Below are 24,017 nucleotides of genomic sequence, written 5' to 3' on the forward strand. Positions count from 1 at the left end.
TTGATGACCGGCCGCCCTGCCCCGCGACCGGCCTTGGTTTATCGCCGGCGGGCGAGCAGATAAAGCCCTACCACAAAGCCCAGCACACACAGCCCGGCCACGTACCACGAAGCACCCATGGGGTTGTATTTGACCATCATCGAGACAGCCAAGGGCGTGAGCCCGCCGAATATTGCATAGGCCAGGTTGTAGGAGAACGACAGGCCGGTAAAGCGCACCACGGCCGGGAATGCTTTGACCATGACATAAGGCACGGCGCCGATCACCCCTACACACAGGCCAGTCACGGCATAGAGCGGGAACAGCCAGTCGGGGTGAGCCTGCAGGCTGTGGTAAAGCGCCCATGAGCTCACGCCCAGCGCAACGCTGCCTACGCTGAATACCTTACCTGCGCCAAAGCGATCGGCCAGCGTGCCTGCCAGGATGCAGCCCAGGCTCAGGAACACGATCGCCAGGCTGTTGGCCTGCAAGGCTATCTTTGCCGGGAAGCCGTAGATTTTCTGCAGCAAGGTGGGGGTCATCAGGATTACGACCACGATCGCCGCCGACAACATCCAGGTCAGCAACATGGAAAGGACCACTGCGCCCCGGTGATCACGCAACACCGCCTGCAAGGGCAGCTCGGCCGCCAACGCCTTGCGCTGCTGCAACTCGGCGAATACAGGGGTTTCGTGCAGCCAGCGGCGAAGGTAGACCGAGAACAGGCCAAAGACCCCACCCAGGATAAATGGAATTCGCCAGGCGTAAGCAGCCACTTCCTCGGGCGCGAACAAGCTGTTGATCAGCGTGGCCACCAACGAGCCCAGGAGGATACCCGTGGTCAGCCCGCAGGTAAGGGTGCCGCAGGCATAGCCGATGTTGCGCGCAGGCACATGCTCGGACACGAATACCCAGGCCCCGGGCACCTCACCGCCAATGGCCGCGCCTTGGATCACCCGCAATATCAGCAGCAGTACGGGGGCGGCAATGCCGATCTGAGCGTAAGTGGGCAGCAGGCCCATGCACAGCGTGGGCACGGCCATCATGAAAATGCTCAGGGTGAACATTTTCTTGCGCCCCAGCAGGTCGCCGAAGTGCGCCATCACGATACCGCCCAAGGGGCGAGCAAGGTAGCCAGCGGCAAAAATCCCGAAGGACTGCACCTGTTTCAGCCATTCCGGCATGTCTGCGGGGAAAAACAACTCCCCGACGACAGCTGCGAAGAAAACGAAGATGACGAAATCGTAGAACTCCAGCGCGCCGCCAAGGGCCGACAGCGATAAGGTCTTGTAATCATTACGGTTCAGCGGGCGCGTTGACGGCGCGGCGCTGGATGGCGCGGTGCTCATGGGTGCATTCTCTTATTGATCGCGTTCGGCAGCAGGCTCCGCCAGAGCAGGCGCCGGCGGGTGTAGGAAGATAGCAAATTGCTTGATAAAGCACATATATCTGTGTTTGAACGGTTATGCACACGCAGATGGCTCTATATACTGGGCCGCAATGGCTGTCACCTTTTATGAGCCATCATTTCGAAGTCATGGGTCCGAGGCCCCCGGCATGATTGAACTCGAACAAGAAGATCCTATTCCGCAAGGCGACCTTGCCTTGCAGATCACCGCGCTCCCACGGGAAACCAACGGCTTCGGCGATATATTCGGCGGGTGGCTGGTGGCCCAGATGGACCTGGCCGGTACCGCCATGGCCAGCAAGGTCGCTGGCGGGCGTGTGGCGACCGTGGCCATTGACCGCATGGCTTTTCTGGTTCCGGTAGCCGTGGGCGCGCAGTTGTCCTTCTACACCCAAACGCTGGAAATCGGCCGTAGCTCGATCCAGATGATGGTTGAGGTATGGAGCGACGACCCGCTGTCCAGCGAGTGGCGCAAGGTAACCGAGGCAGTGTTCGTGTTTGTGGCCATCGATGGCAGCGGCCGCACCCGCAGCGTTCCACCCCGGCGTTAAACTTGCCAACGGCGGCGCGGTCAACGCCACACTCCCATCTGTATCGAGGAAGCGATATGTCGACCCCCACGCTGGAAAAGCTCAAGCAGGGCGAACTGGATATCTGGCGCGTGAAAACCGCCCACGCGGAGCTGCTGGTGGCCGAGCAAGGCGCGCAGGTATTGAGTTATGGCCGAACGGGCGAGCAGCCGCTGATCTGGCTCAACGACCACGCCGATTTCAAGCAAGGCAAGCCTATCCGCGCGGGCGTACCGGTGTGCTGGCCTTGGTTCGGCAACCTGGCCCGCAACCCTGAAGCCATTCAGCACATGCGCGAAGGCACCGAACCTGCAACGGCGCACGGCCTGGTACGCACACTGAAGTGGGGCCTGGCCGAACCAGCCATCGAAGGCGACAAGGTCACGCTCACCTTCACCCTGCCCGAAGCCGACGGCCAGCTTCCTGGCTGGCCTCACGCCGCGCGCCTTGAATTGAAAGTGGAACTGGCCGATACCCTGACAGTGTCGCTGACCACGCTCAACCTTGGGGTCGAAGCCCTTCATCTGAGCCAGGCCCTGCACACCTACTTCGCCGTCAGCGATGTGCGCCAGGTAGCCGTGGAAGAAGTGGCAGGGCTGGAATACATCGAAACCCTCGAAGACTGGGCGCGCCGTAACCAGAACGGCCGGCTGGAAGTGACAGGCGAAACCGACCGTATCTACCTTCAAACACCGCCTCGGTTGACCATTGCCGACAGCGAATGGAAGCGGCGCATCCTGATCGATACCCAAGGTTCGGCGAGCGCGGTGATCTGGAACCCCTGGATCGAGCGTGCCGCCGCCCTTCCAGATATGGCCAACGACGGCTGGCAGCGCATGTTCTGCATCGAAACGGCCAACGTGATGGCAGATGCCAAGGTACTCGGCCCTGGCGAATCCCATACCTTGGCAGTGACCATTTCCAGCGAAGCGTTGTAACGCTCAAGTTGCTCGCCCCAGCTCCGGGGCGAGGGTTACAGGTCCTTGTCTTCCACTACCCGCACCTTGCTGGCGTCCATCGCGTACGCGGCGTCGGCAAGGTCGTTGCTGACCTTTTCAATCTTGAGCGTACCGATCGCCCACAACGGGGTGTAGATGTCGTCCAGCTTCAAACCCTTGGGGTAGCGGATAAGAATCAACTGATTGGGCGGTGGCGGCGGTACGTGGATACACGCACCCGGGTAGGGCACCAGAAAGAAAAGCGTGCTGCGGCCCTTGGCATCGGTTTCCAGCGGAACCGGATAACCACCGATTCGAATGGTCTTGCCATCCATTGCCGGCACGGTCTTGGTGGAATACATCACCGCAGGCAGACCCTTCGGGTTCTTCAGCCCACCTTTGCCGGTGAAGGAGCCGGAAGCTTCCGGGGTGTTGTGGTCGATGTCCGGCATGTCCTCCAGGGCTTTCTGGTCGGACTTCGGCATCAGGGCCAACCAGTCCGTTTCCGGTGGCTCTCCCCAGGCCAGGGTGCAGAACGACAACAAGCAGGCAAGCAGTACAACGCGCATCAACGATGAGTCTCCAGAAACGGGGGCGAATTTCAGCCCCCGTCCCCGAGGGGTCAATCCTTTTTGATCATGCCGTAGATCACCAGCAGAATGATCGCGCCAACCAGTGCGCCGAGGAAACCTGCCCCTTCGCCTGCCTGATAAATGCCCAGTGCCTGCCCGCCGTAGGTGGCCGCCAACGAACCGCCAATACCGAGCAGGATGGTCATGATCCAGCCCATGCTGTCATTGCCGGGTTTCAGAAAGCGCGCCAGCAAGCCAACGATCAAGCCGATTACGATGGTTCCGATAATGCCCATTAAGTATCCCTCTCAGTCACAGGGCCGGCCGCGTGGCAACCGGCGTCTTGCAATGAGAGGGCGAGGGGCCACGGAGGTTCCGCTTCGGTGCCCGCTACGTTACCCGCTTCGGTCAATCGGCAATAAGTGCCTGCACGTTGGCAATGCCTTGACCCAGGGCAGCGGAATCAGCGCAGCGAACAGTCGCGTGGCCCACCTTGCGCCCAGGCTTGAATGCCTTGCCATAGTGATGCAGGTGGCAACCGTCGATGGCAATCACGTTTTCCACAGGCGGTACTTCGCCGATGAAGTTGAGCATTGCGCTTTCACCGACCTTGGCAGTGGAACCCAATGGCAAACCGGCAATTGCCCGCAGGTGATTTTCGAACTGGCTGCATTCCGCGCCTTCGATGGTCCAATGGCCAGAGTTGTGCACCCGGGGCGCAATCTCGTTGGCCTTCAGCCCGCCATCCACTTCGAAGAACTCGAAGGCAAGCACACCTACGTAATCGAGCTTTTCCAGCACGCGCCCGACGTAGTCTTCGGCCAGCGCCTGCAACGGGTGGCCGCTGCTGGCAATCGAGAGTTTCAAGATGCCCGCTTCGTGGGTGTTGTGCGCCAGAGGGTAGAAACGCGTTTCACCGTCACGGGCGCGCACCGCTACCAGCGATACTTCCCCGCTAAAAGGCACGAAGCCTTCGAGCAGGCAAGGCACGCTACCGAGCTCGGCAAACGTGCCCGCCACATCGGCAGCGCTGCGCAGCACCTTCTGGCCCTTGCCGTCATAGCCCAGGGTGCGGGTTTTCAGTACCGCAGGCAGGCCGATGCTGGCGACTGCCGCGTCCAGATCCGCCTGGGACTGAATATCGGCGAAATCAGGCGTGGGTATACCCAGCTCCCGGAACAGGCTTTTTTCGAACCAGCGATCGCGGGCGATGCGCAGGGCCTGGGCACTGGGATACACGGGGACGAAGCCCGAAAGAAAATCGACGGTTTCTGCTGGCACGCTTTCGAACTCGAACGTGACCAGGTCTACCGCCTCGGCCAACTGGCGCAGGTGCTGCTCGCTGGAATACCCGGCAAGCACATGCTCGCCCAGCTCGGCGGCACAGGCGTCAGGCGCCGGATCGAGAAAGCTGAAGCGCATGCCCAGCGGCGCTCCCGCCAAGGCAAGCATCCGGCCCAGCTGGCCGCCACCGATAACACCGATTTTCATGGTCAGGCCTCGCGCGGGTCCGGGTTGTCCAGCACAGTCGTGGTTTGCTCGGTGCGGAAGCGCACCAGCGCATCATGGAATTGCGGGTATTTGCCGCCCAGGATGCTGGCGGCCAGTAACGCGGCGTTGATCGCACCAGCCTTGCCGATGGCCAACGTTGCCACTGGAACGCCAGCGGGCATTTGCACGATGGACAGCAGTGAATCCACGCCCGAAAGCATCGACGACTGAACCGGCACGCCCAGCACCGGGAGGTGGGTTTTGGCTGCACACATGCCTGGCAGATGAGCAGCACCGCCAGCACCGGCGATGATCACTTCCAGGCCTCGCCCTTCGGCTTCGTCCGCGTACTGGAACAGCAGGTCGGGCGTGCGGTGAGCGGAAACCACCTTCACCTCGTAGGGGATACCGAGCTTTTCCAGCATGTCGGCGGTGTGGCTAAGGGTGGACCAATCGGACTTCGAGCCCATGATCACGCCAACCAGTGCACTCATCGTCGAGCCTCTTCATTTCGGGCGCCTGTGGCGCGACAGAAAACAACAAGCCACGCGGCAAAGCGGCGTGGCTTGACTTGGGTCGAAAGCCGGATCACCCACCGGCCAGAGGCCGCGCAGTATACCTCAACAGCCGGCGAATGGGCGCAATTGTGACCGCGCCTGTCCCGACGGCCCGGTGCATGTTTCGCACTTCGAGGAAGGAACATTCCCCACGTAATGGTCGCTGCTACAGCCTCCCGCCACCTTCGCCCACTTTGGTCAGATGGGCCCGGGCATAGACGCCCTTGTCGGAGGAAGGATCCCATGCAAAAACCATTTAAGCTGTACGCTGCCACCACCCTTGGCGCCCTTGCAGGCCTTGTGTTCTATAACCCCGCTGCTTTTGCCCAAGCTATGCCGATCCGCTTGAATGTGGTGCTGCACGATGATGTGCCCGCCTCACAGCGCGAGGATCTTGAGGCCAGGTACCTCAAGCCATGGGTAAAGGAAATGGAAACGTTTTCCGGCCGTAAAGTCGAGCTGCGCCTCAACGAAAACGTCGCGGGTATTTCGAACGCGGATTACCGGGTGGCGGATCGAAAACCACTCTGGGATCTGCTGCTTCACCATAATGCTCAGGTGTGGGGAAAAGACAACAGCGACTGGAACTACCGGCTGGACAAGACCCTGCTGCTGGTCCCCGGAAGCGTTCCGGCGCAGGATCCGGAGCAAAGCGAGCTTCTCGGCGAAGGGCTGATACGCAATAGCGCAGGTTGGGCCTCGCTGAAAACCTTCGCTGCCGCCGGTCACGAGCTAGGCCACATGTTCGGGGCCACCCACGAAGGCGCCGAAGTGTTGTTCAACGGATGGTTCTGCGAAACCTATACCTACCCGTACAGGCAAGCACTGCGCTCGAACTGCTATCGCTATAGTGACCGTAATCGAGAAGCCATCAATGCCTATCTGTCGGAAGCACCTTGAGGCTTAGCCCCGCTGCCCCGGCGCTTCAAGCTTGCGCCATAGCAACCGCACGCTGGCTTTTCGCACAAGTGAACAACGATAGAGCCTGATCTCAAGTGGAATGTGCCAAAGGGGGGCCCCACATACCACCAACTCACCCCGGTTGAGCTCTGCGGTTACGCTCAGCCGGGGCACCCAGGCCACTCCCAGCCCCTGCAGTGCCATGGCCTTGAGGCTATCCGCCATGGCGGTTTCGTACACCGTGGTGTAGCGCAAGCCGCGCTGGCGAAGCAGCGCATTCACCGATCGCCCAAGGAAGGCGCCGGCGCCATAAGCAAGCAAGGGAACACTGCCGCCGCTGTCCAGGTTGTACAGCGCGCTGCCGTCCGCCGACGTCGAACACACTGGCAGCATTTCGGTAGCGCCCAGGTGCAGCGACGGGAAGATCTCCGGGTCCATCTGCAGCGTCGCTTCAGGGTCATAGAACGCCAGCATGATGTCGCAGCCGCCTTCGCGCAGCGCATGGATAGCATCGCCCACGTTGGTGGCCACCAGCCGTGTGGCCATGGGCAGGCCCTCGTTCCGCAGCCGCGCGATCCAGCCTGGAAAGAAGCCCAGCGCAAGCGAGTGGGCCGCAGCTACCTGCACCACTTCGCCTGGGCCGCCTTCAAGGTGGTGCAGGTGACGCAATACCTCGGCAACCTGATCAACTACATTGCGGGCGGTCACCAGAAACAGCTGCCCGGCCTCTGTCAACTCGATCGGGGTTTTAGCGCGGTTTACCAAGGTAAGGCCCAACGCAGCTTCAAGGCTGCGAATGCGGCGGCTGAATGCCGGCTGGGTGACGAAACGCCGCTCCGCCGCCTGGGAAAAGCTACGGGTAGCGGCCAGGGCGCTGAGGTCTTCAAGCCATTTGGTTTCGAGGTTCATCAAAGAGCCTTCCGGTCAGCAGGGGTACACGCTCGGGAGCGACCATTCGTCACACCCATCGTTATGCCGTTTGTGCATGGGGCAGCGCGCAACAGCATTGGCCGCATTATCGCCTCAAAGCGCAGTATTAGCAGCATTCCGGTGCTTACCGGGTTCACTCAGAGCTAACAGCTATCATGTCCTCCGCTGCATCTTCGCGCATCGAAAAAGACCTCCTCGGCACCCTCGAAGTCCCCGCTGATGCTTATTTCGGCATCCAGACCCTGCGTGCCGTCAACAACTTCCGGCTTTCCGGCGTGCCGCTGTCGCACTACCCCAAGCTTGTCGTTGCGCTGGCGATGGTCAAGCAGGCTGCCGCCGACGCCAACCGTGAACTTGGCCACCTCAGCGACAGCAAGCATGCAGCGATCAGCGAAGCCTGTGCGCGGATTATCCGGGGCGACTTCCACGACCAGTTCGTGGTGGACATGATCCAGGGCGGCGCCGGTACTTCCACCAACATGAACGCCAATGAGGTGATCGCCAACATTGGCCTGGAGGCGATGGGCAAGCAGAAGGGTGAATACCAACACCTGCACCCCAACAACGATGTGAACATGGCGCAGTCGACCAACGACGCCTACCCCACCGCCATCCGCCTGGGCCTGCTGCTGGGCCACGACGCCTTGCTTGCCAGCCTCGATAGCCTTATCCAGGCATTCGCCGCCAAGGGCGCGGAGTTCGCGCATGTGTTGAAGATGGGCCGTACCCAGTTGCAGGACGCCGTGCCCATGACCCTGGGCCAGGAGTTCAAAGCGTTCGCCACCACCTTGGGCGAAGACCTGCAACGCCTGCGCAGCCTCGCGCCGGAACTGCTCACTGAAGTGAACCTGGGCGGTACCGCCATCGGCACCGGGATCAATGCCGACCCGCGCTATCAGCACCTCGCGGTGGCTCGCCTGGCAACCATCAGCGGCCAGCCATTGGTACCTGCGGCCGATTTGATCGAAGCCACCTCCGACATGGGCGCGTTCGTGCTGTTCTCCGGCATGCTCAAGCGCACCGCAGTCAAGCTGTCGAAGATCTGCAACGACCTGCGCCTGCTGTCCAGCGGCCCACGTACCGGCATCAACGAAATCAACCTCCCGGCCCGTCAGCCAGGCAGCTCCATCATGCCCGGCAAGGTCAACCCGGTTATCCCCGAAGCCGTGAACATGGTGGCCTTCGAGATCATGGGCAACGACTTGGCCCTGACCATCGCCGCAGAAGGCGGCCAGTTGCAGCTCAACGTGATGGAGCCGCTGATCGCCTACAAGATCTTCGACTCGATCCGCACCCTGCAGCGCGCCATGGACATGCTGCGTGAGCATTGCGTCGTGGGCATCACGGCCAACGAACAGCGCTGCCGTGAACTGGTGGAACACTCGATCGGGCTGGTCACCGCGCTCAACCCTTACATCGGCTATGAAAACGCCACGCGTATCGCCCGCATCGCGCTGGAAACCGGCCGTGGCGTACTGGAACTGGTTCGCGAGGAAGCCTTGCTCGACGACGCCATGCTCGCCGACATCCTGCGCCCTGAAAACATGATCGCGCCGCGGCTGGTGCCGCTCAAAGCCTGATTACACACCGCATCACCAGGCTGAGGGACTAGACACCTCTCACCTTTTGCGAGCCCCGAAACGGGGCTCTTTTTTTGTCCGTTTTTCAGGCTTTTGCCTTTGTTTTCAATGCCCGAACGTCCGCTTTGCACCAAGGCTGGGCAGACGCTCGCGCTATACGCGGGTATAGTGCGCCCCTTTTTTGTCGGTGTGGCGTTTCGCTACCCGGCTGCCAACACGAGGAAACAACATGCTTGGGGTCCTTAATGACTTCCTGTCCGGCAAAGTGCTGATCGTGCTGATCGTCGGGCTGGGCGGCTACTTCACACTACGTTCGCGCTTCGTTCAGTTGCGCCATTTCCCGCATATGTTCAGCGTGTTCGCTGACAGCCTGCGCAGCAGCTCCAGCCAACTCAGCTCGTTCCAGGCACTGATGCTCAGCCTTGCCGGCCGGGTAGGCGCTGGCAACATCGCTGGCGTGGGCGTGGCGGTTACCCTGGGTGGCCCAGGTGCGGTGTTCTGGATGTGGGTAACGGCGCTGGTGGGCATGGCCAGCAGCTTCTTCGAATGCTCCCTCGCCCAGCTGTACAAGCGTTGCGACGAAGAAGGCCAATACCGCGGCGGCCCGTCTTTCTATATCCAGCATGGGCTGGGCAAGCGCTGGCTGGGCATGGTGATGGCGGCGCTGCTGCTGCTCACCTTCGGCTTCGCCTTCAATGGCCTGCAGTCCCACGCGGTCACCACCTCGCTCAACGATGCCTTCGGCTTTGACGTGAAGTACTCCGGGCTGGCGCTCGCCGTGCTCATGGGCCTGGTGTTCGTGGGCGGCATCAAGCGTATCGCCAAGGTCGCGGACCTTTTGGTACCGGTGAAAACCCTGGCCTACATTGCCGTCACCGTTTACGTGATCGTGCTGCAGTTCGATCAGGTGCCGCTCATGCTTGCGACCATCGTGAAGAGCGCGTTGGGTATCGACCAGGTCTTTGGCGGGCTGGTGGGCAGCGCGATCGTGCTGGGCGTAAAACGCGGTGTATTCGCCAACGAAGCCGGCCTTGGCAGCGCCCCTAACGTGGCTGCGGTGGCTGAAGTGCGCCACCCGGTTGCGCAAGGCGTAGTGCAAGCCTTCAGCGTGTTCCTCGACACCTTCGTGATCTGCACCTGTACGGCTTTGCTGATTCTCCTGTCCGGGGTATACGGCACTGCATTCAACGGCAACGGTATCGTGCTGGCGCAGGATTCGCTGGCCGCAGTGGTGGGGCCCTGGGGCAAGGTATTCATCAGCGTAGCCCTGGCGTTGTTCGTGTTCACGTCGATGCTTTACAACTACTACCTGGGTGAGAACAACCTGCGCTTCCTGGGCGGCGGCAAGAAGATGATCTTCGTTTACCGCGTGATCGTGCTTGCCCTGGTGGTATGGGGTGCAATCGAAAACCTGGAAACGGTATTTGCCTTCGCCGACCTCACCATGACTTTGCTGGCGTTGGTGAACCTTACTGCCTTGTTCCTGCTGTTCAAGGTTGGCCTGCGCTTGCTGCGTGACTACGATGCGCAACGGGCAGCAGGTGTAAAAACACCCGTGTTCGATGCGCGTCAGTACGCCGACCTGGACCTGGACGCGCGTGCCTGGCCCGTGACCAGCCAACCCCAAGATACCGACCGGAGCTGACCTATGAGCCCTGCCCAGCCTGCTTCCCACATTCGCGTGCTCTATACCGGCGGTACCATCGGTATGCAGGCCACGGCCAGCGGCCTGGCGCCTGCGGGCGGCTTCGAGGCACGGATGCAGGCTCGGCTGGACGCTTCCGGGTTGCAGACCGCGGCCTGGTCGTTCCAGGAAATGCAGCCGCTGATCGACAGCGCCAATATGTCTCCTGCTTACTGGCAACAGCTGCGAGGGGCGATTCGCCAGGCAGTGGACAACGACGGCTGCGATGCCGTACTCGTGCTGCATGGCACCGATACGCTGGCGTACAGCGCAGCGGCCTTGAGCTTTCAGCTGATCGGCTTGCCCGCGCCGGTTGTGTTCACAGGCTCGATGCTGCCCGCTGGCGTGGCCGACAGCGACGCCTGGGAAAACCTGGAAGGTGCGCTCAACCTGTTGACCCAAGGCATGGGCGCTGGGGTATGGCTGCACTTCCATGGCCAGTCGATGCTCCCGACGCGGTGTGCCAAGGTACGCAGCAGCGGCCGCGACGCGTTCGCGCCGTTGCACCGGGACCACAGCGCAGCCGCCACCGGTGAGCTGCCAGCGCAGCTGCATTATCAGCAGCCCAAAGCCTTGGCGCGCGTAGCCACCCTGCCCTTGGTGCCGGGGTTCGATCCGGCATGGATAAGCGCGCTGATAGCGACCGGCGTGCAGGGCCTGGTGCTGGAATGCTATGGCAGCGGCACCGGGCCAGGCGATGATGCAGCTTTCCTCGGTGCGTTACGCGAGGCCCGGGATCAGGGCGTGGTCATGGTGGCGGTCACTCAATGCCAGCAAGGCGGTGTGGTATTCGATGTGTATGAAGCCGGCAGCCGATTGCGCAACGCCGGCGTTGTTGCCGGTGGCGGAATGACCCGCGAGGCGGCCTTCGGCAAGTTACATGGCCTGCTTGGCATTGGCCTGCAGGCCGATGATGTGGCCCGCCTGCTGGAAGTGGACCTCTGCGGTGAGCTGACCGGCCTGCGCCGCTGAAGCGGGGCTCACCTCGCAGGCGCGAAGCTTGCACGCCTCCGGCAACTTCGGAGGCGCCCACATGCTGCACAGTCACCTCACCACGCTAAACGCCGTATCGCTGATCCTTGATACCTTCCGCGCCGAGGGCATCAGCACGCCAGCGCTGCTCTCGGGAAGCGGCATCGAAGAAGCCGACCTGGCACGGCCCGACCTGCACATCACCACCGCCCAGGAGATGCAGGTCTGCGCCAACGCCTATGGCCTGCGGGACAACATCGGGCTGGAGTTGGGTGCGCGAATGCACGTGTCATCCTACGGCATGCTGGGTTACGCCTTGCTACTGAGTGCCACTTTCGGTGACGCCCTCACGTTTGCACTGCGCTACCCCGCGTTACTCGGAACGCTGTTCGAGTTACGCCTGGAGGAGGACAGTAACCTGGTATGGCTGCGCGCCTCGAACTACACCGACCGCCCCGCGCTGGCGATCTTCAACGCCGAACTGTGCATGGCCTCGCTGCGGGTGATCTGCAATGACGTGCTTGGCCAGCCGCTTCCCCTTAAGGAGGCCCGCTTCAGCCACGCCCTGCCCCACTACGCCGACGATTACCAGCAGGCGTTCAATTGCCCGCTACGCTTTAGGTGTACAGACAACGCCTTTGCTTTCGAACGAGAATGGCTGGCCAAGCCTTTGCCACTGGCCGACGCAGTTACCCACAGTGCCATGGCAGAGCGCTGTCGACGGCAGAATTCAGAGTTCACAGGCCGCCAGGCCTGGTTGGGGCGCATCCGCCAGGCGCTTGCTCGGCAACTGCATGCGCCGCCTGGCCTGGAAGGGCTGGCGCGGCAAATGAAGTGCTCAGGGCGCACGCTCCGCCGCCGCCTGCAGGATGTGGGCAGCAGCTACCAGGACCTGCTCGACGACCTGCGCTTCGAGCAGGCCAAACATCTGCTGGTAGAAGCGCGACTGCCCGTTTACCGGATCGCAGAACAGTTAGGGTTTAGCGAGACCGCAAGTTTTCGCCACGCCTTTATCCGCTGGAGTGGCGTTTCCCCGAGTGCATTCCGCGCCTGAACGGTGCACGCCGCCCTATGGAGGGGCGAAATACGGACACCCTCCGTGGCCATATTTATCCCCTTTTGGCCACTCCTGCCGTTCCCGCCGCCCTACGCCCGGTTCAAGAATGGAGCACGGTAAACAGCCTGCGGAGAACAACAATATGCGTACCTACTATTCGGATGATCATCGTTTGCACCACGGTCGGTGTGAACTGATCGACGGAAAGCTGATGCCCTGCTTCGAGATGCCTTCGCGGGCGGACCACGTGCTGGCGCGTGTAGAACACCAGCAATTGGGCGAGGTACTGCCGCCCGAAGACTTCGGGATGGCACCGTTGCAGCGGGTACACAGCGAGGCGTATCTGGCGTTCTTCAAAGGCGCCTGGGACCGCTGGGCCACGATGGGCGAGGACGGCGACCTGCTGCCCTATACCTGGCCGGCGCGCACGCTGCGGCAAGTAAAACCCACCAGCCTGCACGGCGAGCTGGGGTACTACAGTTTCGATGGCGGCGCCCCCATTACCGCTGGTACCTGGCAGGCTGCCTATAGCGCCGCCCAGGTCGCCTTGAGCGGCGTTGCCGATATCCAACAAGGCGCCCACAGCGCATTTTCACTGTGCCGGCCGCCGGGGCACCACGCCGCAGCCGAGCTTATGGGCGGCTATTGCTACCTGAACAATGCGGCTATCGCAGCACAGGCGTTTCTGGATCAAGGCCGGGCGCGTGTGGCGATCCTCGATGTGGATTACCACCACGGCAACGGCACCCAGTCCATTTTTTATGAGCGCAGCGATGTGCTGTTCGCGTCGATCCATGGCGATCCAACAGCGGAATTTCCCTTCTTCCTCGGTTATGCCGACGAAACCGGGGAAGGCGCTGGCGAGGGGCTAAACTTCAATTACCCGTTGCCGGCTGGCAGCGGATGGAATGACTGGGCCGCTGCGCTGGACCAGGCGTGTGGAGAAATTGACCGCTATAACGCGGACGTCGTGGTTGTATCGCTGGGCGTAGATACCTTCAAGGAAGACCCGATCTCTCAATTCAAGCTCGATAGCCCGGACTATCTGTTGATGGGCGAGCGCATTGCCCGCCTGGGCAGGCCTACGCTGTTCGTGATGGAAGGCGGGTACGCCGTCGAGGAAATTGGCATCAATGCGGTGAACGTGCTGGAAGGTTTCGAACGCGCAATCAAGGAAGCTCGATAATGACCCCATTCAAGCGACTGCTGGTGCCCGCGCTATGCGCCCTCGGGCTGATGAGCCAAGCCCAGGCCGATGAGCCTCGTACATTGAAGGTGTACAACTGGTTCGATTACATCACCCCGGAAACGCTGACCAACTTCCAGAAAGACACCAGCGTGAAACTGGTCTACGACATCTTCGACACCAACGAAGCGCTGGAAGCCAAGTTGCTGGCGGGCAAGTCTGGTTACGACTTGGTCGTTCCGTCCAATGTGTTCCTGGCCAAGCAGATCCAGGCAGGGGTATTCCAACCGCTGGACCGCTCGAAGTTGAGCAACTGGCAGCACCTGGACCCCAAGCTGATGAAGTTGCTCGAGGCCAATGACCCAGGCAATAAATACGCTGTGCCGTACATGTACGGAACGATCCTGATCGGCTTCAACCCGGACAAGGTGAAGGCTGCGCTCGGTGACAACGCGCCAGTGGACAGCTGGGACCTGGTGTTCAACGAAGCCAACCTCAAGAAGCTGCACGGCTGCGGCGTTGCCTTCCTGGATTCCCCTTCCGAGATCATGCCGCTGGCCTTGCAGCACCTCGGGCTTGACCCCAACAGCAGCAAAGCGGAGGACTACAAGAAAGCCGAGGCATTGATGGTGAAACTCAAGCCTTACATCACCTATTTCCACTCCTCCAAATACATGGCGGACATGGCGAACGGGGACATCTGTGTGGCTGTCGGTTATTCGGGCAGTTTTTCCCAAGCGGCCAACCGCGCCAAGGAGGCCAAAAACGGCGTGAAGGTCGATATGCGCCTGCCGAAGGAAGGTGCGCCTATCTGGTTCGACATGCTGGCAATACCGGCGGACGCGGCCAACCCCGCCGACGCCCACGCCTTCATCGACTACCTGCTGCGCCCTGAAGTGATCGCGCCAATCAGCGATTTCGTGGGCTATCCCAACCCGAACAAGGACGCCACAGACAAGGTTGACCCGGCCATCAGGGCCAACCCCAATCTCTACCCGACCGAGGAAGCAATGGCCAAGCTGTATACCCTCAAACCGATGGATCGAGAAGGCGAGCGCCTGCGCACGCGTTCCTGGACACGCATCAAATCGGGCAGTTGATCGTTATCTGGCCTGCCGCCTTGGGGCGGCAGGCCGGGGTTATATTCGCCAGGCGGTTTTTAACCGAGACACCGCCACGCAGATAGCGCGTTCATTGATACCGGCAAAGCCCAGTACCAGCCCGGCACGCTTATCCACAGGCGTGTTGGAGCTTGGCAACCAGTAGCTGGACAACGGCTGGATATCCACACCTGCATCGGCTGCCAACCGCACCAGCTCGGTTTCTCGTTCAGCGGTGCTCACGTCCACTTTCACATGCAGCCCCGCACTGACCGCCGGCATAGGGCTGCAGCCTGGAATGGAGAGCGGCCAAGCGCCCAACAGTGCGTTGCGCCGGCCCAGCGCTGCCTTGCGCATCCGGCGTATATGCCTTTGAAAATGCCCCCGCAGGATGAACTGAGTCATTACCCACTGGCTGGCCACTTCGGAATGACGGGTATCCACGGCGCGGCGTCTGGCGAATACGGGCGCCAGCCCAGGCGGTAGAACCAGGTAACCCAACCGCAGGGCGGGAAATGCCACCTTGCCGAATGTACCCACGTAAATGACCCTGCCGTTGGGGTCCAGCGCGGCCAGAGGGGCCAAGGGCGCGCCACTGTAGCGATACTCGCCGTCGTAATCGTCTTCAATGATCCAGCCCCCGGTTCGCCCTGCCCATTCCAGTAACTGCAGCCGGCGCGCCAGGCTCATGGTCACCCCGGTCGGGTACTGGTGGGCCGGGGTCACGTAGGCCACTTTGCACGGGGGGGCCTGGTTTAGCGCTTCAACACTCAAGCCCTCACTGTCTACATCAATACCTACGAGGCATGCTCCGGCACTGGCCAGTGCATGGCCCGCTGCCCGGTAGCCCGGGTTCTCAACCGCAGCGTAGTCTCCAGCTTCCAGAAGCAGCTGTGCACAAAGGCTTATTCCTTGCTGCGCTCCACAGGTGATTACTATCTGATCAGCATTGCAACTCAAGCCCCGAGAACTGCGTAGATAAGCGGCGACTCTGTCGCGAAGGGCTTCTTCTCCGGCGGGGTCTTGATAGGTGAAGGCGCTGAGGTCAGGGTTTCGCCAAAAGGCGCTGTAAAGCTTGCCCCAAACGTCGAAAGGGAACAGATCGAATGCAGGTATGCCCACTTGAAACGCCCGTGGGGGTCCCTTTTTTGGCATCGCCAGGCCATTGGCCAATGCCCGGGAGTATGCAGATGTCAGAGGCGTTTTACTGGATGCAAATACAGTGCTTTCTGTGGATAAGCCTGTGGTTAACCTAGGGTGATTTCCTGTTGATAACTCTGTGGATGAACGCACTGGCGAGAAACTGTTTTGCCGCGCCGTTGGGGTAATTGCCACATACGTACCGTCGCCCACGCGGGCTTCGGTAAACCCCTCAACCGTAAGCTGTTCATAGGCGCGCATTACTGTGTTTCGGGATAGCCCTAACACCGTTGCCAGGTCTCGGCTCGCCGGCAAGCGCACGCCACCGCTCAAACGCCCATCGAGCACTCGCTCACGAAGTTGCTCATATAACTGTCGAACCAACCCCTGACCTTTGATGAACTCAAGGCCGCAGGGATCAAAGGGTAAGGGAGAGTTCACGGATTGGAACCTTGAATATTGCAGTTAATGGATCTTATAGCGGGCCAATAGGATACGTAGCATAGCGCATGTCCCTCCCGAGGAAACCGCCATGTACAACCCTACTGCGTTCAAGGAATCAGACGTAAACCGCTTGCTGGCGCAGATCGGTGACTGCGGCCTGGCGTTGCTGATTACCCACGGCAGCGAAGGCCTGCAAGCCAGCCATGTGCCGCTGTTGCTCAAGCGCAAGGGGGATCAGGCCGTATTGCAAGGGCACTTGGCCAAAGCCAACCCGCAATGGCACGACCTCGCCGCGGGTACACCTGCACTCGTGGTGTTCAGCGGCCCGGATGCCTATGTAAGCCCGGGGTTCTATCCCAGCAAGGCGGATAACCCCAGCGTGGTGCCTACCTGGAACTACATCTCTGTGCAGGTGCGTGGCACGCCATGCACCTTCCATGAACCCGAACAGTTGCATGCCGTGGTGGGGGCGCTCACCCAGCGGCATGAGGCGCAACGTGCCGAGCCTTGGTCGATCAGCGATGCCCCCCCGGCTTACATCCAGAAAATGCTCACCGCTATCGTCGGCTTTTCCATTGCGATCGAGCACATCGAGGGCAAGCGAAAGCTCAGCCAGAACCGAAGCGCTGCGGACGTACAAGGGGTGAGGGACGCACTGGCGGCCAGTACGCACTCAAGTGATCAAGCCCTGGCAAGCGCCATGGGCGCGGGCCCTATCGTTCAACCAGCAAGAGATACCCCATGAAAGCTATTGAAATCCGCTCCGTTCAGGCCCACGATCAAGGCAACTGGCTACCGCTGTGGAAGGCTTACCAGGCGTTCTATGGCGTGGACATTCCGCACGCCGTTACCGACGTGACCTGGCAGCGGATACTCGACACGAATGAACCCATCAATGCGGCGCTCGCCTGGTGCGATGGGCAGGCGGTAGGCATGGTGCATTGGATCTTTCACCGCTCCTGCTGGACGATCGAGAACTCTTGCTACTTGCAGGATCTAATCGTCGACGAGAGCCAACGCGGCCTTGGAGTTGGCCGTCAATTGATCGAGCACGTCTATGCCCAGGCCAGGGGCGGCGGCTGTACCAAGGTTCACTGGCTGACCCACGAAACCAACGCCACCGCCATCGCCTTGTACGAACGTATCGCGGAGCGGCCGGGCTTTATCCAATTCCGCAAACCCCTTTAGGAGCCGTCATGGTAACCCCCGCAATGATCTGGAAACCGGTGAAGGCACCGGTCGCTGATACCATCGAAGGGGAATACATCCGCCTCGAAAAGTTGGTGCCCGCGCGGCACAGCGAAGACCTGTGGGAAGTGTTGCAGGGCCCTGAGGCCGACCCGCTGTTCTGGGACTTCCTCCCGTACGGCCCTTTCAATAACCGCGAAACCTTCGACATCTGGCTCGACGGCTATGCCATCAGCAACGATCCGCTGGGGTTCTGTGTGGTCGACAAGCACACAGGCAAGGCCGAGGGCGTATTGAGCCTGATGTCCATCGTGCCCGCCCATGGCCGCATCGAGATCGGCCATGTAGCGTTCGGCGCCCCCATGCAGCGAACCCCCAAGGGCACCGAAGCGATCTACCTGCTAGCGCGGCAAGTGTTCGCCGCCGGGTACCGCCGGGTTGAATGGAAATGCGACAACCGCAACGAACGGTCGCGCCGTGCGGCTACCCGCTTCGGGTTCACCCCGGAGGGAGTATTCCGCCAGCATATGGTGGTGAAGAACCACAACCGCGATACCGCCTGGTTCTCCATGCTGGACTCACAATGGCCCGCCGCCGAAGAGGCCTTCCGGGCCTGGCTGGCGCCGGAGAACTTCCAGGATGGCAAGCAGGTGAAAACCCTGGAAGCGCTGCGTGGATAAAGCCCGGTAGGCGGCTGGCAAAAAAAAAGGGGGCCGAAGCCCCCAGAGGTTAACCGTCTCGATTCAGCCTTCGATCTCGATCAGTACTTCGCCAGGGGTAACGCGATCGCCCTTGGCGACATGAATGGTCTTTACCGTGCCAGCGATGGGCGCCTGAATTTCGGTTTCCATCTTCATGGCTTCGGTGATCATCACCGCTTGCCCCGCCTTCACCTGGTCGCCTTCCTTGACCAGTACCTCCACGATATTTCCCGGCATGGTGGTGGTTACATCGCCCGGCGCGCTGGCCTGCTTGCGCTTGCCGATGCCGCTACCGACGAACTCGTTAAGTGGCTCGAACACCACTTCCTCAGGCATGCCATCAATGCTCAGGTAGAAGTGACGCTTGCCTTCGGCCTTTACGCCTACACCGGTGATGTCGACGCGATAGGTTTCGCCATGCACATCAATGACAAACTCGGTCGGCACACCTTCGCCCTGCACGGAAGCCACCGCGCCGGCCTCTGGCACGGGCAGGAGGGCCTCGGGTTTGAGGGTGCCAGCGTTACGTTCCTCGAGGAACTTGCGGCCGATGTCGGGGAACATGGCGTAGGTGAGCACGTCTTCTTCACTCTGCGCCACTTCACCGATGTCACCGCGCAGCTTGTCCATTTCAGGCTTGAGCAAGTCAGCGGGGCGAACGTCGATCACGTCTTCGCTGCCGATGGCCTGCCGGCGCAAGGTTTCACTGACGGTGCCCGGCGCCTTGCCATAGCCGCCCTGGAGGTACAGCTTCACCTCATTGGTAATGGTCTTGTAGCGTTCACCCGCCAGCACGTTGAAGAACGCCTGGGTACCCACGATCTGTGAGGTAGGGGTTACCAAGGGAGGGAAACCCAGGTCTTCGCGAACCCGCGGGATTTCAGCCAACACCTCGTTCATGCGGTTGAGTGCGCCCTGCTCCTTCAGCTGGTTCGCAAGGTTGGAAATCATGCCGCCGGGCACCTGGTTCACTTGCACTCGCGTATCCACCGAGGTGAATTCGCTTTCGAACTGGTGGTACTTCTTGCGAACGGCATAGAAATACAAGCCGATTTCCTGAAGCAGCTCCAGGTCCAGGCCCGTGTCGTATTCGGTGCCCTTCAAGGCTGCCACCATGGATTCGGTACCCGGATGGCTGGTGCCCCAGGCAAGGCTCGATATCGCGGTGTCGATATGGTCGGCGCCGTTTTCCACAGCCTTGAGCTGACACATCGCTGCCAGCCCGGCGGTGTCGTGGGAATGAATGAACACGGGCAGGCTTTGCTCGGCCTTCAATGCCCGTACCAGTTCACCAGTGGCGTATGGAGTAAGCAGCCCGGCCATGTCCTTGATGGCGATGGAGTCGCACCCCATGGCTTCCATCTGCTTGGCCTGCTCCACGAAGGCCTGCACTGTATGCACGGGGCTGGTGGTGTAAGCGATGGTGCCCTGGGCGTGTTTGCCAGTGGCCTTCACGGCCTCGATGGCAACGCGCAGGTTTCGAATGTCGTTCATCGCATCGAAGATACGGAACACGTCGATACCATTGCTGGCAGCGCGAGCGACGAAAGCTTGCACCACGTCATCGCTGTAATGGCGATAGCCCAGCAGGTTCTGGCCGCGCAGCAGCATTTGCAGGCGCGTGTTGGGCAGGGCCGCGCGCAACTGGCGCAGACGCTCCCATGGGTCTTCCTTGAGGAAACGCACACAGGCGTCGAACGTGGCACCACCCCAGACTTCCAGCGACCAGTACCCGACCTTATCGAGCTTGTCGCAGATCGGCAGCATGTCTTCGGTACGCATGCGGGTAGCCAGCAGGGACTGATGAGCATCACGCAGCACGGTGTCGGTAACGAAGATCTTCTTGGGCATCTCAAAAGCTCCTTGGGCTACACGCTTCAAGCCGCAAGCTGCAAGTAAAAGCCGATCCGCTTTAGCTTGCCGCTTGTAACTTGCCGCTTGTAGCTACGATTCATAGCCCGGCGTGGGCGGCGATGGCGGCGGCGATGGCCAGGGCCAACTCTTCGGGTTTACGCTTGATCGAGTAGTGCGTGAGCTCCGGATGGCTTTCCACGAAGCTGGTATTGAACTGCCCGCTACGGAATTCCGCGTTACGCAGAATCTCCTGGTAATACGCCGCCGTGGTTTTCACGCCTTGCACGCGCATGTCATCAAGGGCGCGCAGCCCGCGGTCCAGGGCTTCTTCCCAGGTAAGCGCCCACACCACCAGCTTCAGGCACATGGAGTCGTAGAAAGGCGGAATGGTATAGCCCGTATAAATAGCCGTATCGGTGCGTACGCCTGGCCCACCGGGCGCGTAATACCGGGTGATCTTGCCGAAGCTCGGCAGGAAGTTGTTCTTCGGGTCTTCGGCGTTGATCCGGAACTGCAAGGCGAAGCCGCGGTGCTGGATATCTTCCTGCTTCACCGACAACGGCAGCCCCGAAGCAATGCGAATCTGCTCGCGAACGATGTCCAGCCCGGTAATTTCTTCGGTAATGGTGTGCTCTACCTGCACCCGGGTGTTCATCTCCATGAAGTACACCTCGCCCTCGGCGAGCAGAAACTCCACGGTACCCGCATTCTCGTAATTGACTGCCTTGGCCGCGCGCACGGCCAGGTCGCCAATGTAGGCGCGCTGTTCCGGGGTGAGCTGGGGGCTGGGAGCAATTTCGATCAGCTTCTGGTTGCGCCGCTGTATCGAACAATCGCGCTCGAACAGGTGCACCACGTTGCCGCTACTGTCGCCAAGCACCTGGGCTTCGATGTGCTTGGGATTGACGATGCATTTTTCGAGGAACACTTCAGCCGAGCCAAACGCCTTGGTGGCCTCGGAGATAACCCGGGGGAACGCCTGCTCGAGTTCCTCACGGCTGTTGCAACGGCGGATACCCCGCCCGCCACCGCCTGAAGTTGCCTTGAGCATTACCGGGTAGCCGATCCGGTCGCCTTCGCGCAGGGCTTCGGCAATGTCCGCCACGTTGCCTTCGGTACCCGGCGTAACCGGCACCCCGGCAGCAATCATGGTGCGACGGGCTTCGGTCTTGTCACCCATACGACGGATCACATCAGCCGAGGGGCCGATGAATTTCACCCCCCGCTGGGCACAGATTTCCGCGAGCTCTGCGTTTTCGGATAGAAAACCATACCCGGGGTGCAAGGCGTCGCAGCCCGTTTCGACCGCCAGGTTCACCAGCTTGCGTGGGTTCAGATAGCCCGCCAAGGGCTCGGCACCAATGTTGTGGGCCTCGTCTGCCCGCTTCACATGCAATGCATGGCGATCGGCGTCGGAGTAAATCGCAACGGAGCGAATGCCCATTTCGGCGCAGGCGCGCACGATACGAACTGCAATCTCGCCTCGGTTAGCGATGAGGATCTTTTTTATCACGTCGTTTTCCCTCGTCCAGCATGGGCGGCACGCAATGCCTCACGGCTTGAGCAGGCACCTTTTCACCCTAACCGGGGTCAACGATAAATAATAATTAGAGTTTGTTGGGCCACCCATAAGGGAAAGCTTATAGTTATCGCTTTGCCAAGCTTCGGAGCGACGCGTGCGTAAATCCCTGATGCGAATCACCCTGCGCCAGCTCCGGGTATTCAATGAAGTGTGTGACCTTCGATCCTTCAGCCGAGCAGCCGAGGAAATGTCGCTCACTCAGCCAGCGGTGAGCCTGCAGATCCGCCAATTGGAAGAAGTGATCGGCCAGCCTTTGTTTGATTACGTGGGCAAGAAGCTTTACCTCACCGAGGCTGCTGAAGCACTACAAGGCGCAAGCCGGGACATCTTCGGGCGGCTGGAAAGCTTCGACATGCAGCTCTCTGACCTTCAAGGTTCACTGCAGGGCCAACTGAAGCTGGCGGTGGAATCCAGCGCCAAATATTTCCTCCCGCACCTGTTCGCGGCCTTCAAGCGCAAGCATCCGGAAGTGAGCCTTGTGCTAAGCGTAGTCAACCGTGCGCAGGCGTTGCGGCGCTTATCCGACAATCGCGATGACTTGCTGATCATGTCCATGGTGCCCCAGGACATGGACCTTGAGTTCCTGCCGTTTCTTACCAATGACATCATTGCCGTTGCACCTGTCGGCCATCCGCTGGCGCAAGAAAGCGAGTTGCGCCTTCAGGCGCTCGAGCCATGGCCGCTGCTCATCCGCGAAGCGGGCTCGGGAACACGCATGGCTTGCGAGGTGTTCTTGAAGGAAAAGAGGGTGCATTTTGGCCAGACACTGGAAGTGGGTTCGGCCGAAGCACAGAAAGAAGCCGTAATAGCGGGCCTTGGGGTAGCGCTGTTGAGCCGCCATGCGGTGATCGGTGAGCTGCGCAGTGGCGTGCTGCGGGAATTGCCGGTAACCGAGTTGCCCCTGCGGCGGAGCTGGTGCCTGGTACGGGCGAAAGCCAGGCGCCCGTCACCCGTGGCTGCGGCATTCCTGGCGTTTATCCGAGAGGAGCGCGCGCAGCTCAGTAGCCTGGCTGAACGCTTTGCACATTGTCCATGACGCCCGCTTTCCAGGCATACAGCTCGGGGTAATCTAAGGTGTCAGCCAACAGACGTCGCTCGTCGATACGGCTTTCAATGGCACGGCGAAACGCCATCCGCCGTGCGTCTTCTTCCTGGCGGCGGGTCTTGCCGTTGGTGGAGCCTTCATAGGAACGCGCCATGATGCCTCTCCTATCGGTTCAGGGGAGCTACAGCATGGCGGTGGTGCGTTAAGTTTTGAGGGCACGCGAGTTACGTCGCGGTTACAGCGACTATTCGTCAGGGTGCTTGATCGACTTGGGCGACAGGCGAAGGCTGCGCAAGCTGCGCTTCACACTCTTGAGGTGGTTCACCAGTGTTGGGCCGCGGGCCATGGCCACACCCATCGCCAATACATCGATAACCACCAGGTGGGCGATACGCGAGGTGAGCGGGGTGTAGATCTCGGTATCCTCGTGCACATCGATCGCCAGGTTGACCGTAGACAGCTCGGCCAACGGGGTTTGGCTCGGGCACAGCGTAATCAGCGAAGCGCCGGTTTCGCGAACCAGGTTGGCGGTGATCAGCAGGTCTTTCGACCGGCCTGACTGGGAAATGCACACTGCGACATCGCCAGGCTGCAAGGTCACCGCCGACATGGCCTGCATATGGGGGTCCGAATACGCCGCAGCGGTAAGCAGGAGGCGGAAGAACTTGTGCTGAGCATCGGCCGCTACCGCGCCGGATGCCCCAAACCCGTAAAACTCGACCCGCCGCGCCTGCGCCATGGCCGTCACCGCCCGCTGCAAGGCCTGGGCGTCCAGGTGCTCACGGACCTCCATCAAGGTGTGCAGCGTGGTATCGAAAATCTTCAGGCTGAAATCGGCGACCGAATCGTCTTCGTGAATCGCGAACTGGCCGAAGCTCGCCCCCGCAGCCAGGCTTTGCGCCAGCTTGAGCTTGAGGTCCTGGAACCCTGTGCAGCCAATGGCCCGGCAAAACCGCACGATGGTCGGCTCGCTGATGCCCACGTTGTGGGCCAGGTCTGCCATGGAGCTATGCATGACGGCCGCCGGGTCGAGAAGCACGTGATCGGCAACCTTCAGCTCCGACTTGCGCAGCAGATGGCGGGATTGGGCAATGTGTTGCAGAAGGTTCAAGAGAGAGGACTCATTTGGTGTCGGGCAGG

At 60.9% G+C, this 24,017-nt stretch carries 24 protein-coding genes; 13 read left to right on the forward strand and 11 right to left on the reverse strand.

The genetic code is table 11. From position 1 onward, the window contains the following. Positions 1–38: 38 nt before the first annotated feature. Positions 39–1,328: an MFS transporter gene (locus AC3Z8Y_RS24205; protein WP_490087884.1), complete on the reverse strand. Its 1,290-nt coding sequence runs from the start codon at positions 1,326–1,328 to the stop codon at positions 39–41. A gap of 208 nt (positions 1,329–1,536) precedes the next feature. Between AC3Z8Y_RS24205 and AC3Z8Y_RS24210 the strand changes: the two genes are divergently transcribed. Continuing rightward, on the forward strand, positions 1,537–1,938 hold the full coding sequence (locus tag AC3Z8Y_RS24210) for an acyl-CoA thioesterase (protein ID WP_008366910.1): 402 nt from the start codon (positions 1,537–1,539) through the stop codon (positions 1,936–1,938). A gap of 56 nt (positions 1,939–1,994) precedes the next feature. Then, a complete protein-coding gene (locus AC3Z8Y_RS24215; protein WP_490087885.1) occupies positions 1,995–2,894 on the forward strand; it encodes a D-hexose-6-phosphate mutarotase in 900 nt (299 codons plus the stop codon). 35 nt (positions 2,895–2,929) lie between these two features. Here AC3Z8Y_RS24215 and AC3Z8Y_RS24220 read toward each other — a convergent pair whose 3' ends face one another. The 4 genes from AC3Z8Y_RS24220 to purE all read right to left on the reverse strand — a co-directional run bounded on the left by AC3Z8Y_RS24220 (position 2,930) and on the right by purE (position 5,451). Continuing rightward, on the reverse strand, positions 2,930–3,463 hold the full coding sequence (locus AC3Z8Y_RS24220) for a DUF3299 domain-containing protein (RefSeq protein ID WP_490087886.1): 534 nt from the start codon (positions 3,461–3,463) through the stop codon (positions 2,930–2,932). Positions 3,464–3,516: 53 nt separating this feature from the next. Continuing rightward, positions 3,517–3,762: a GlsB/YeaQ/YmgE family stress response membrane protein gene (locus AC3Z8Y_RS24225; RefSeq protein ID WP_181111134.1), complete on the reverse strand. Its 246-nt coding sequence runs from the start codon at positions 3,760–3,762 to the stop codon at positions 3,517–3,519. Positions 3,763–3,874: 112 nt separating this feature from the next. Next, positions 3,875–4,957, reverse strand: a complete 1,083-nt coding sequence (locus tag AC3Z8Y_RS24230) for a 5-(carboxyamino)imidazole ribonucleotide synthase (protein WP_490087887.1) — start codon at positions 4,955–4,957, stop codon at positions 3,875–3,877. Between the two features lie 2 nt (positions 4,958–4,959). After that, entirely contained in the window at positions 4,960–5,451 is a 492-nt protein-coding gene (gene purE / locus AC3Z8Y_RS24235) for a 5-(carboxyamino)imidazole ribonucleotide mutase (RefSeq protein ID WP_181111136.1), read from the reverse strand. Between the two features lie 306 nt (positions 5,452–5,757). Here purE and AC3Z8Y_RS24240 point away from each other — a divergent pair, with 306 nt between their 5' ends. Continuing rightward, positions 5,758–6,414 carry a hypothetical protein gene (locus tag AC3Z8Y_RS24240; RefSeq protein ID WP_490087888.1) on the forward strand — a complete coding sequence of 219 codons (657 nt, stop codon included), beginning with the start codon at positions 5,758–5,760 and terminating at the stop codon, positions 6,412–6,414. Positions 6,415–6,417: 3 nt separating this feature from the next. Here the strand turns inward: AC3Z8Y_RS24240 and AC3Z8Y_RS24245 are convergent, their stop codons facing one another. Next, positions 6,418–7,323: a LysR substrate-binding domain-containing protein gene (locus AC3Z8Y_RS24245; protein WP_490087889.1), complete on the reverse strand. Its 906-nt coding sequence runs from the start codon at positions 7,321–7,323 to the stop codon at positions 6,418–6,420. A 176-nt stretch (positions 7,324–7,499) separates the two neighbouring features. Here AC3Z8Y_RS24245 and AC3Z8Y_RS24250 point away from each other — a divergent pair, with 176 nt between their 5' ends. The 6 genes from AC3Z8Y_RS24250 (at position 7,500) to AC3Z8Y_RS24275 (ending at position 14,923) form a co-directional block, all read left to right on the forward strand. Continuing rightward, positions 7,500–8,924: an aspartate ammonia-lyase gene (locus AC3Z8Y_RS24250; protein WP_490087890.1), complete on the forward strand. Its 1,425-nt coding sequence runs from the start codon at positions 7,500–7,502 to the stop codon at positions 8,922–8,924. Positions 8,925–9,153: 229 nt separating this feature from the next. Next, on the forward strand, positions 9,154–10,569 hold the full coding sequence (locus AC3Z8Y_RS24255) for an alanine/glycine:cation symporter family protein (protein ID WP_490087891.1): 1,416 nt from the start codon (positions 9,154–9,156) through the stop codon (positions 10,567–10,569). A gap of 3 nt (positions 10,570–10,572) precedes the next feature. Continuing rightward, a complete protein-coding gene (locus tag AC3Z8Y_RS24260; protein ID WP_490087892.1) occupies positions 10,573–11,580 on the forward strand; it encodes an asparaginase in 1,008 nt (335 codons plus the stop codon). A 61-nt stretch (positions 11,581–11,641) separates the two neighbouring features. After that, on the forward strand, positions 11,642–12,634 hold the full coding sequence (locus tag AC3Z8Y_RS24265) for an AraC family transcriptional regulator (protein ID WP_490087893.1): 993 nt from the start codon (positions 11,642–11,644) through the stop codon (positions 12,632–12,634). 145 nt (positions 12,635–12,779) lie between these two features. Continuing rightward, on the forward strand, positions 12,780–13,823 hold the full coding sequence (locus AC3Z8Y_RS24270; protein WP_490087894.1) for a histone deacetylase family protein: 1,044 nt from the start codon (positions 12,780–12,782) through the stop codon (positions 13,821–13,823). After that, positions 13,823–14,923 carry a polyamine ABC transporter substrate-binding protein gene (locus AC3Z8Y_RS24275; RefSeq protein WP_490087895.1) on the forward strand — a complete coding sequence of 367 codons (1,101 nt, stop codon included), beginning with the start codon at positions 13,823–13,825 and terminating at the stop codon, positions 14,921–14,923. Before AC3Z8Y_RS24270 ends, AC3Z8Y_RS24275 begins: the two co-directional genes overlap by 1 nt. A 39-nt stretch (positions 14,924–14,962) precedes the next feature. Here the strand turns inward: AC3Z8Y_RS24275 and pdxR are convergent, their stop codons facing one another. After that, positions 14,963–16,504, reverse strand: coding sequence for a MocR-like pyridoxine biosynthesis transcription factor PdxR (gene pdxR, locus AC3Z8Y_RS24280; protein ID WP_490087896.1), 1,542 nt, complete (start codon positions 16,502–16,504; stop codon positions 14,963–14,965). A gap of 91 nt (positions 16,505–16,595) precedes the next feature. Here pdxR and AC3Z8Y_RS24285 point away from each other — a divergent pair, with 91 nt between their 5' ends. The 3 genes from AC3Z8Y_RS24285 to AC3Z8Y_RS24295 are packed head-to-tail and all read left to right on the forward strand — an operon-like array spanning position 16,596 to position 18,375. Then, entirely contained in the window at positions 16,596–17,252 is a 657-nt protein-coding gene (locus tag AC3Z8Y_RS24285) for an FMN-binding negative transcriptional regulator (protein ID WP_490087897.1), read from the forward strand. Continuing rightward, complete coding sequence (locus AC3Z8Y_RS24290; protein WP_490087898.1) at positions 17,249–17,695, forward strand: GNAT family N-acetyltransferase; 447 nt, start codon at positions 17,249–17,251, stop codon at positions 17,693–17,695. The genes AC3Z8Y_RS24285 and AC3Z8Y_RS24290 overlap by 4 nt, the downstream gene beginning before the upstream one ends. 8 nt (positions 17,696–17,703) lie before the next feature. Beyond that, on the forward strand, positions 17,704–18,375 hold the full coding sequence (locus tag AC3Z8Y_RS24295) for a GNAT family N-acetyltransferase (protein WP_490087899.1): 672 nt from the start codon (positions 17,704–17,706) through the stop codon (positions 18,373–18,375). 63 nt (positions 18,376–18,438) lie between these two features. Here AC3Z8Y_RS24295 and oadA read toward each other — a convergent pair whose 3' ends face one another. Beyond that, positions 18,439–20,247 (reverse strand): sodium-extruding oxaloacetate decarboxylase subunit alpha, encoded by a 1,809-nt coding sequence (oadA, locus tag AC3Z8Y_RS24300; protein WP_490087900.1) that lies wholly within the window; start codon positions 20,245–20,247, stop codon positions 18,439–18,441. 100 nt (positions 20,248–20,347) lie between these two features. After that, a complete protein-coding gene (locus AC3Z8Y_RS24305) occupies positions 20,348–21,763 on the reverse strand; it encodes an acetyl-CoA carboxylase biotin carboxylase subunit (RefSeq protein WP_181111290.1) in 1,416 nt (471 codons plus the stop codon). 163 nt (positions 21,764–21,926) lie between these two features. Between AC3Z8Y_RS24305 and AC3Z8Y_RS24310 the strand changes: the two genes are divergently transcribed. Then, a complete protein-coding gene (locus tag AC3Z8Y_RS24310; protein WP_490087901.1) occupies positions 21,927–22,868 on the forward strand; it encodes a LysR family transcriptional regulator in 942 nt (313 codons plus the stop codon). Here AC3Z8Y_RS24310 and AC3Z8Y_RS24315 read toward each other — a convergent pair. Both AC3Z8Y_RS24315 and hexR read right to left on the reverse strand, forming a co-directional pair. Then, positions 22,831–23,031 carry a PA3496 family putative envelope integrity protein gene (locus AC3Z8Y_RS24315; RefSeq protein WP_490087902.1) on the reverse strand — a complete coding sequence of 67 codons (201 nt, stop codon included), beginning with the start codon at positions 23,029–23,031 and terminating at the stop codon, positions 22,831–22,833. The two genes, AC3Z8Y_RS24310 and AC3Z8Y_RS24315, sit on opposite strands and share 38 nt — an antisense overlap. 90 nt (positions 23,032–23,121) lie before the next feature. Beyond that, on the reverse strand, positions 23,122–23,988 hold the full coding sequence (gene hexR / locus AC3Z8Y_RS24320; protein ID WP_181111152.1) for a transcriptional regulator HexR: 867 nt from the start codon (positions 23,986–23,988) through the stop codon (positions 23,122–23,124). Positions 23,989–24,017 lie beyond the last annotated feature (29 nt).

This window comes from Pseudomonas sp. 3MAES_34.3B (genome assembly GCF_058145875.1).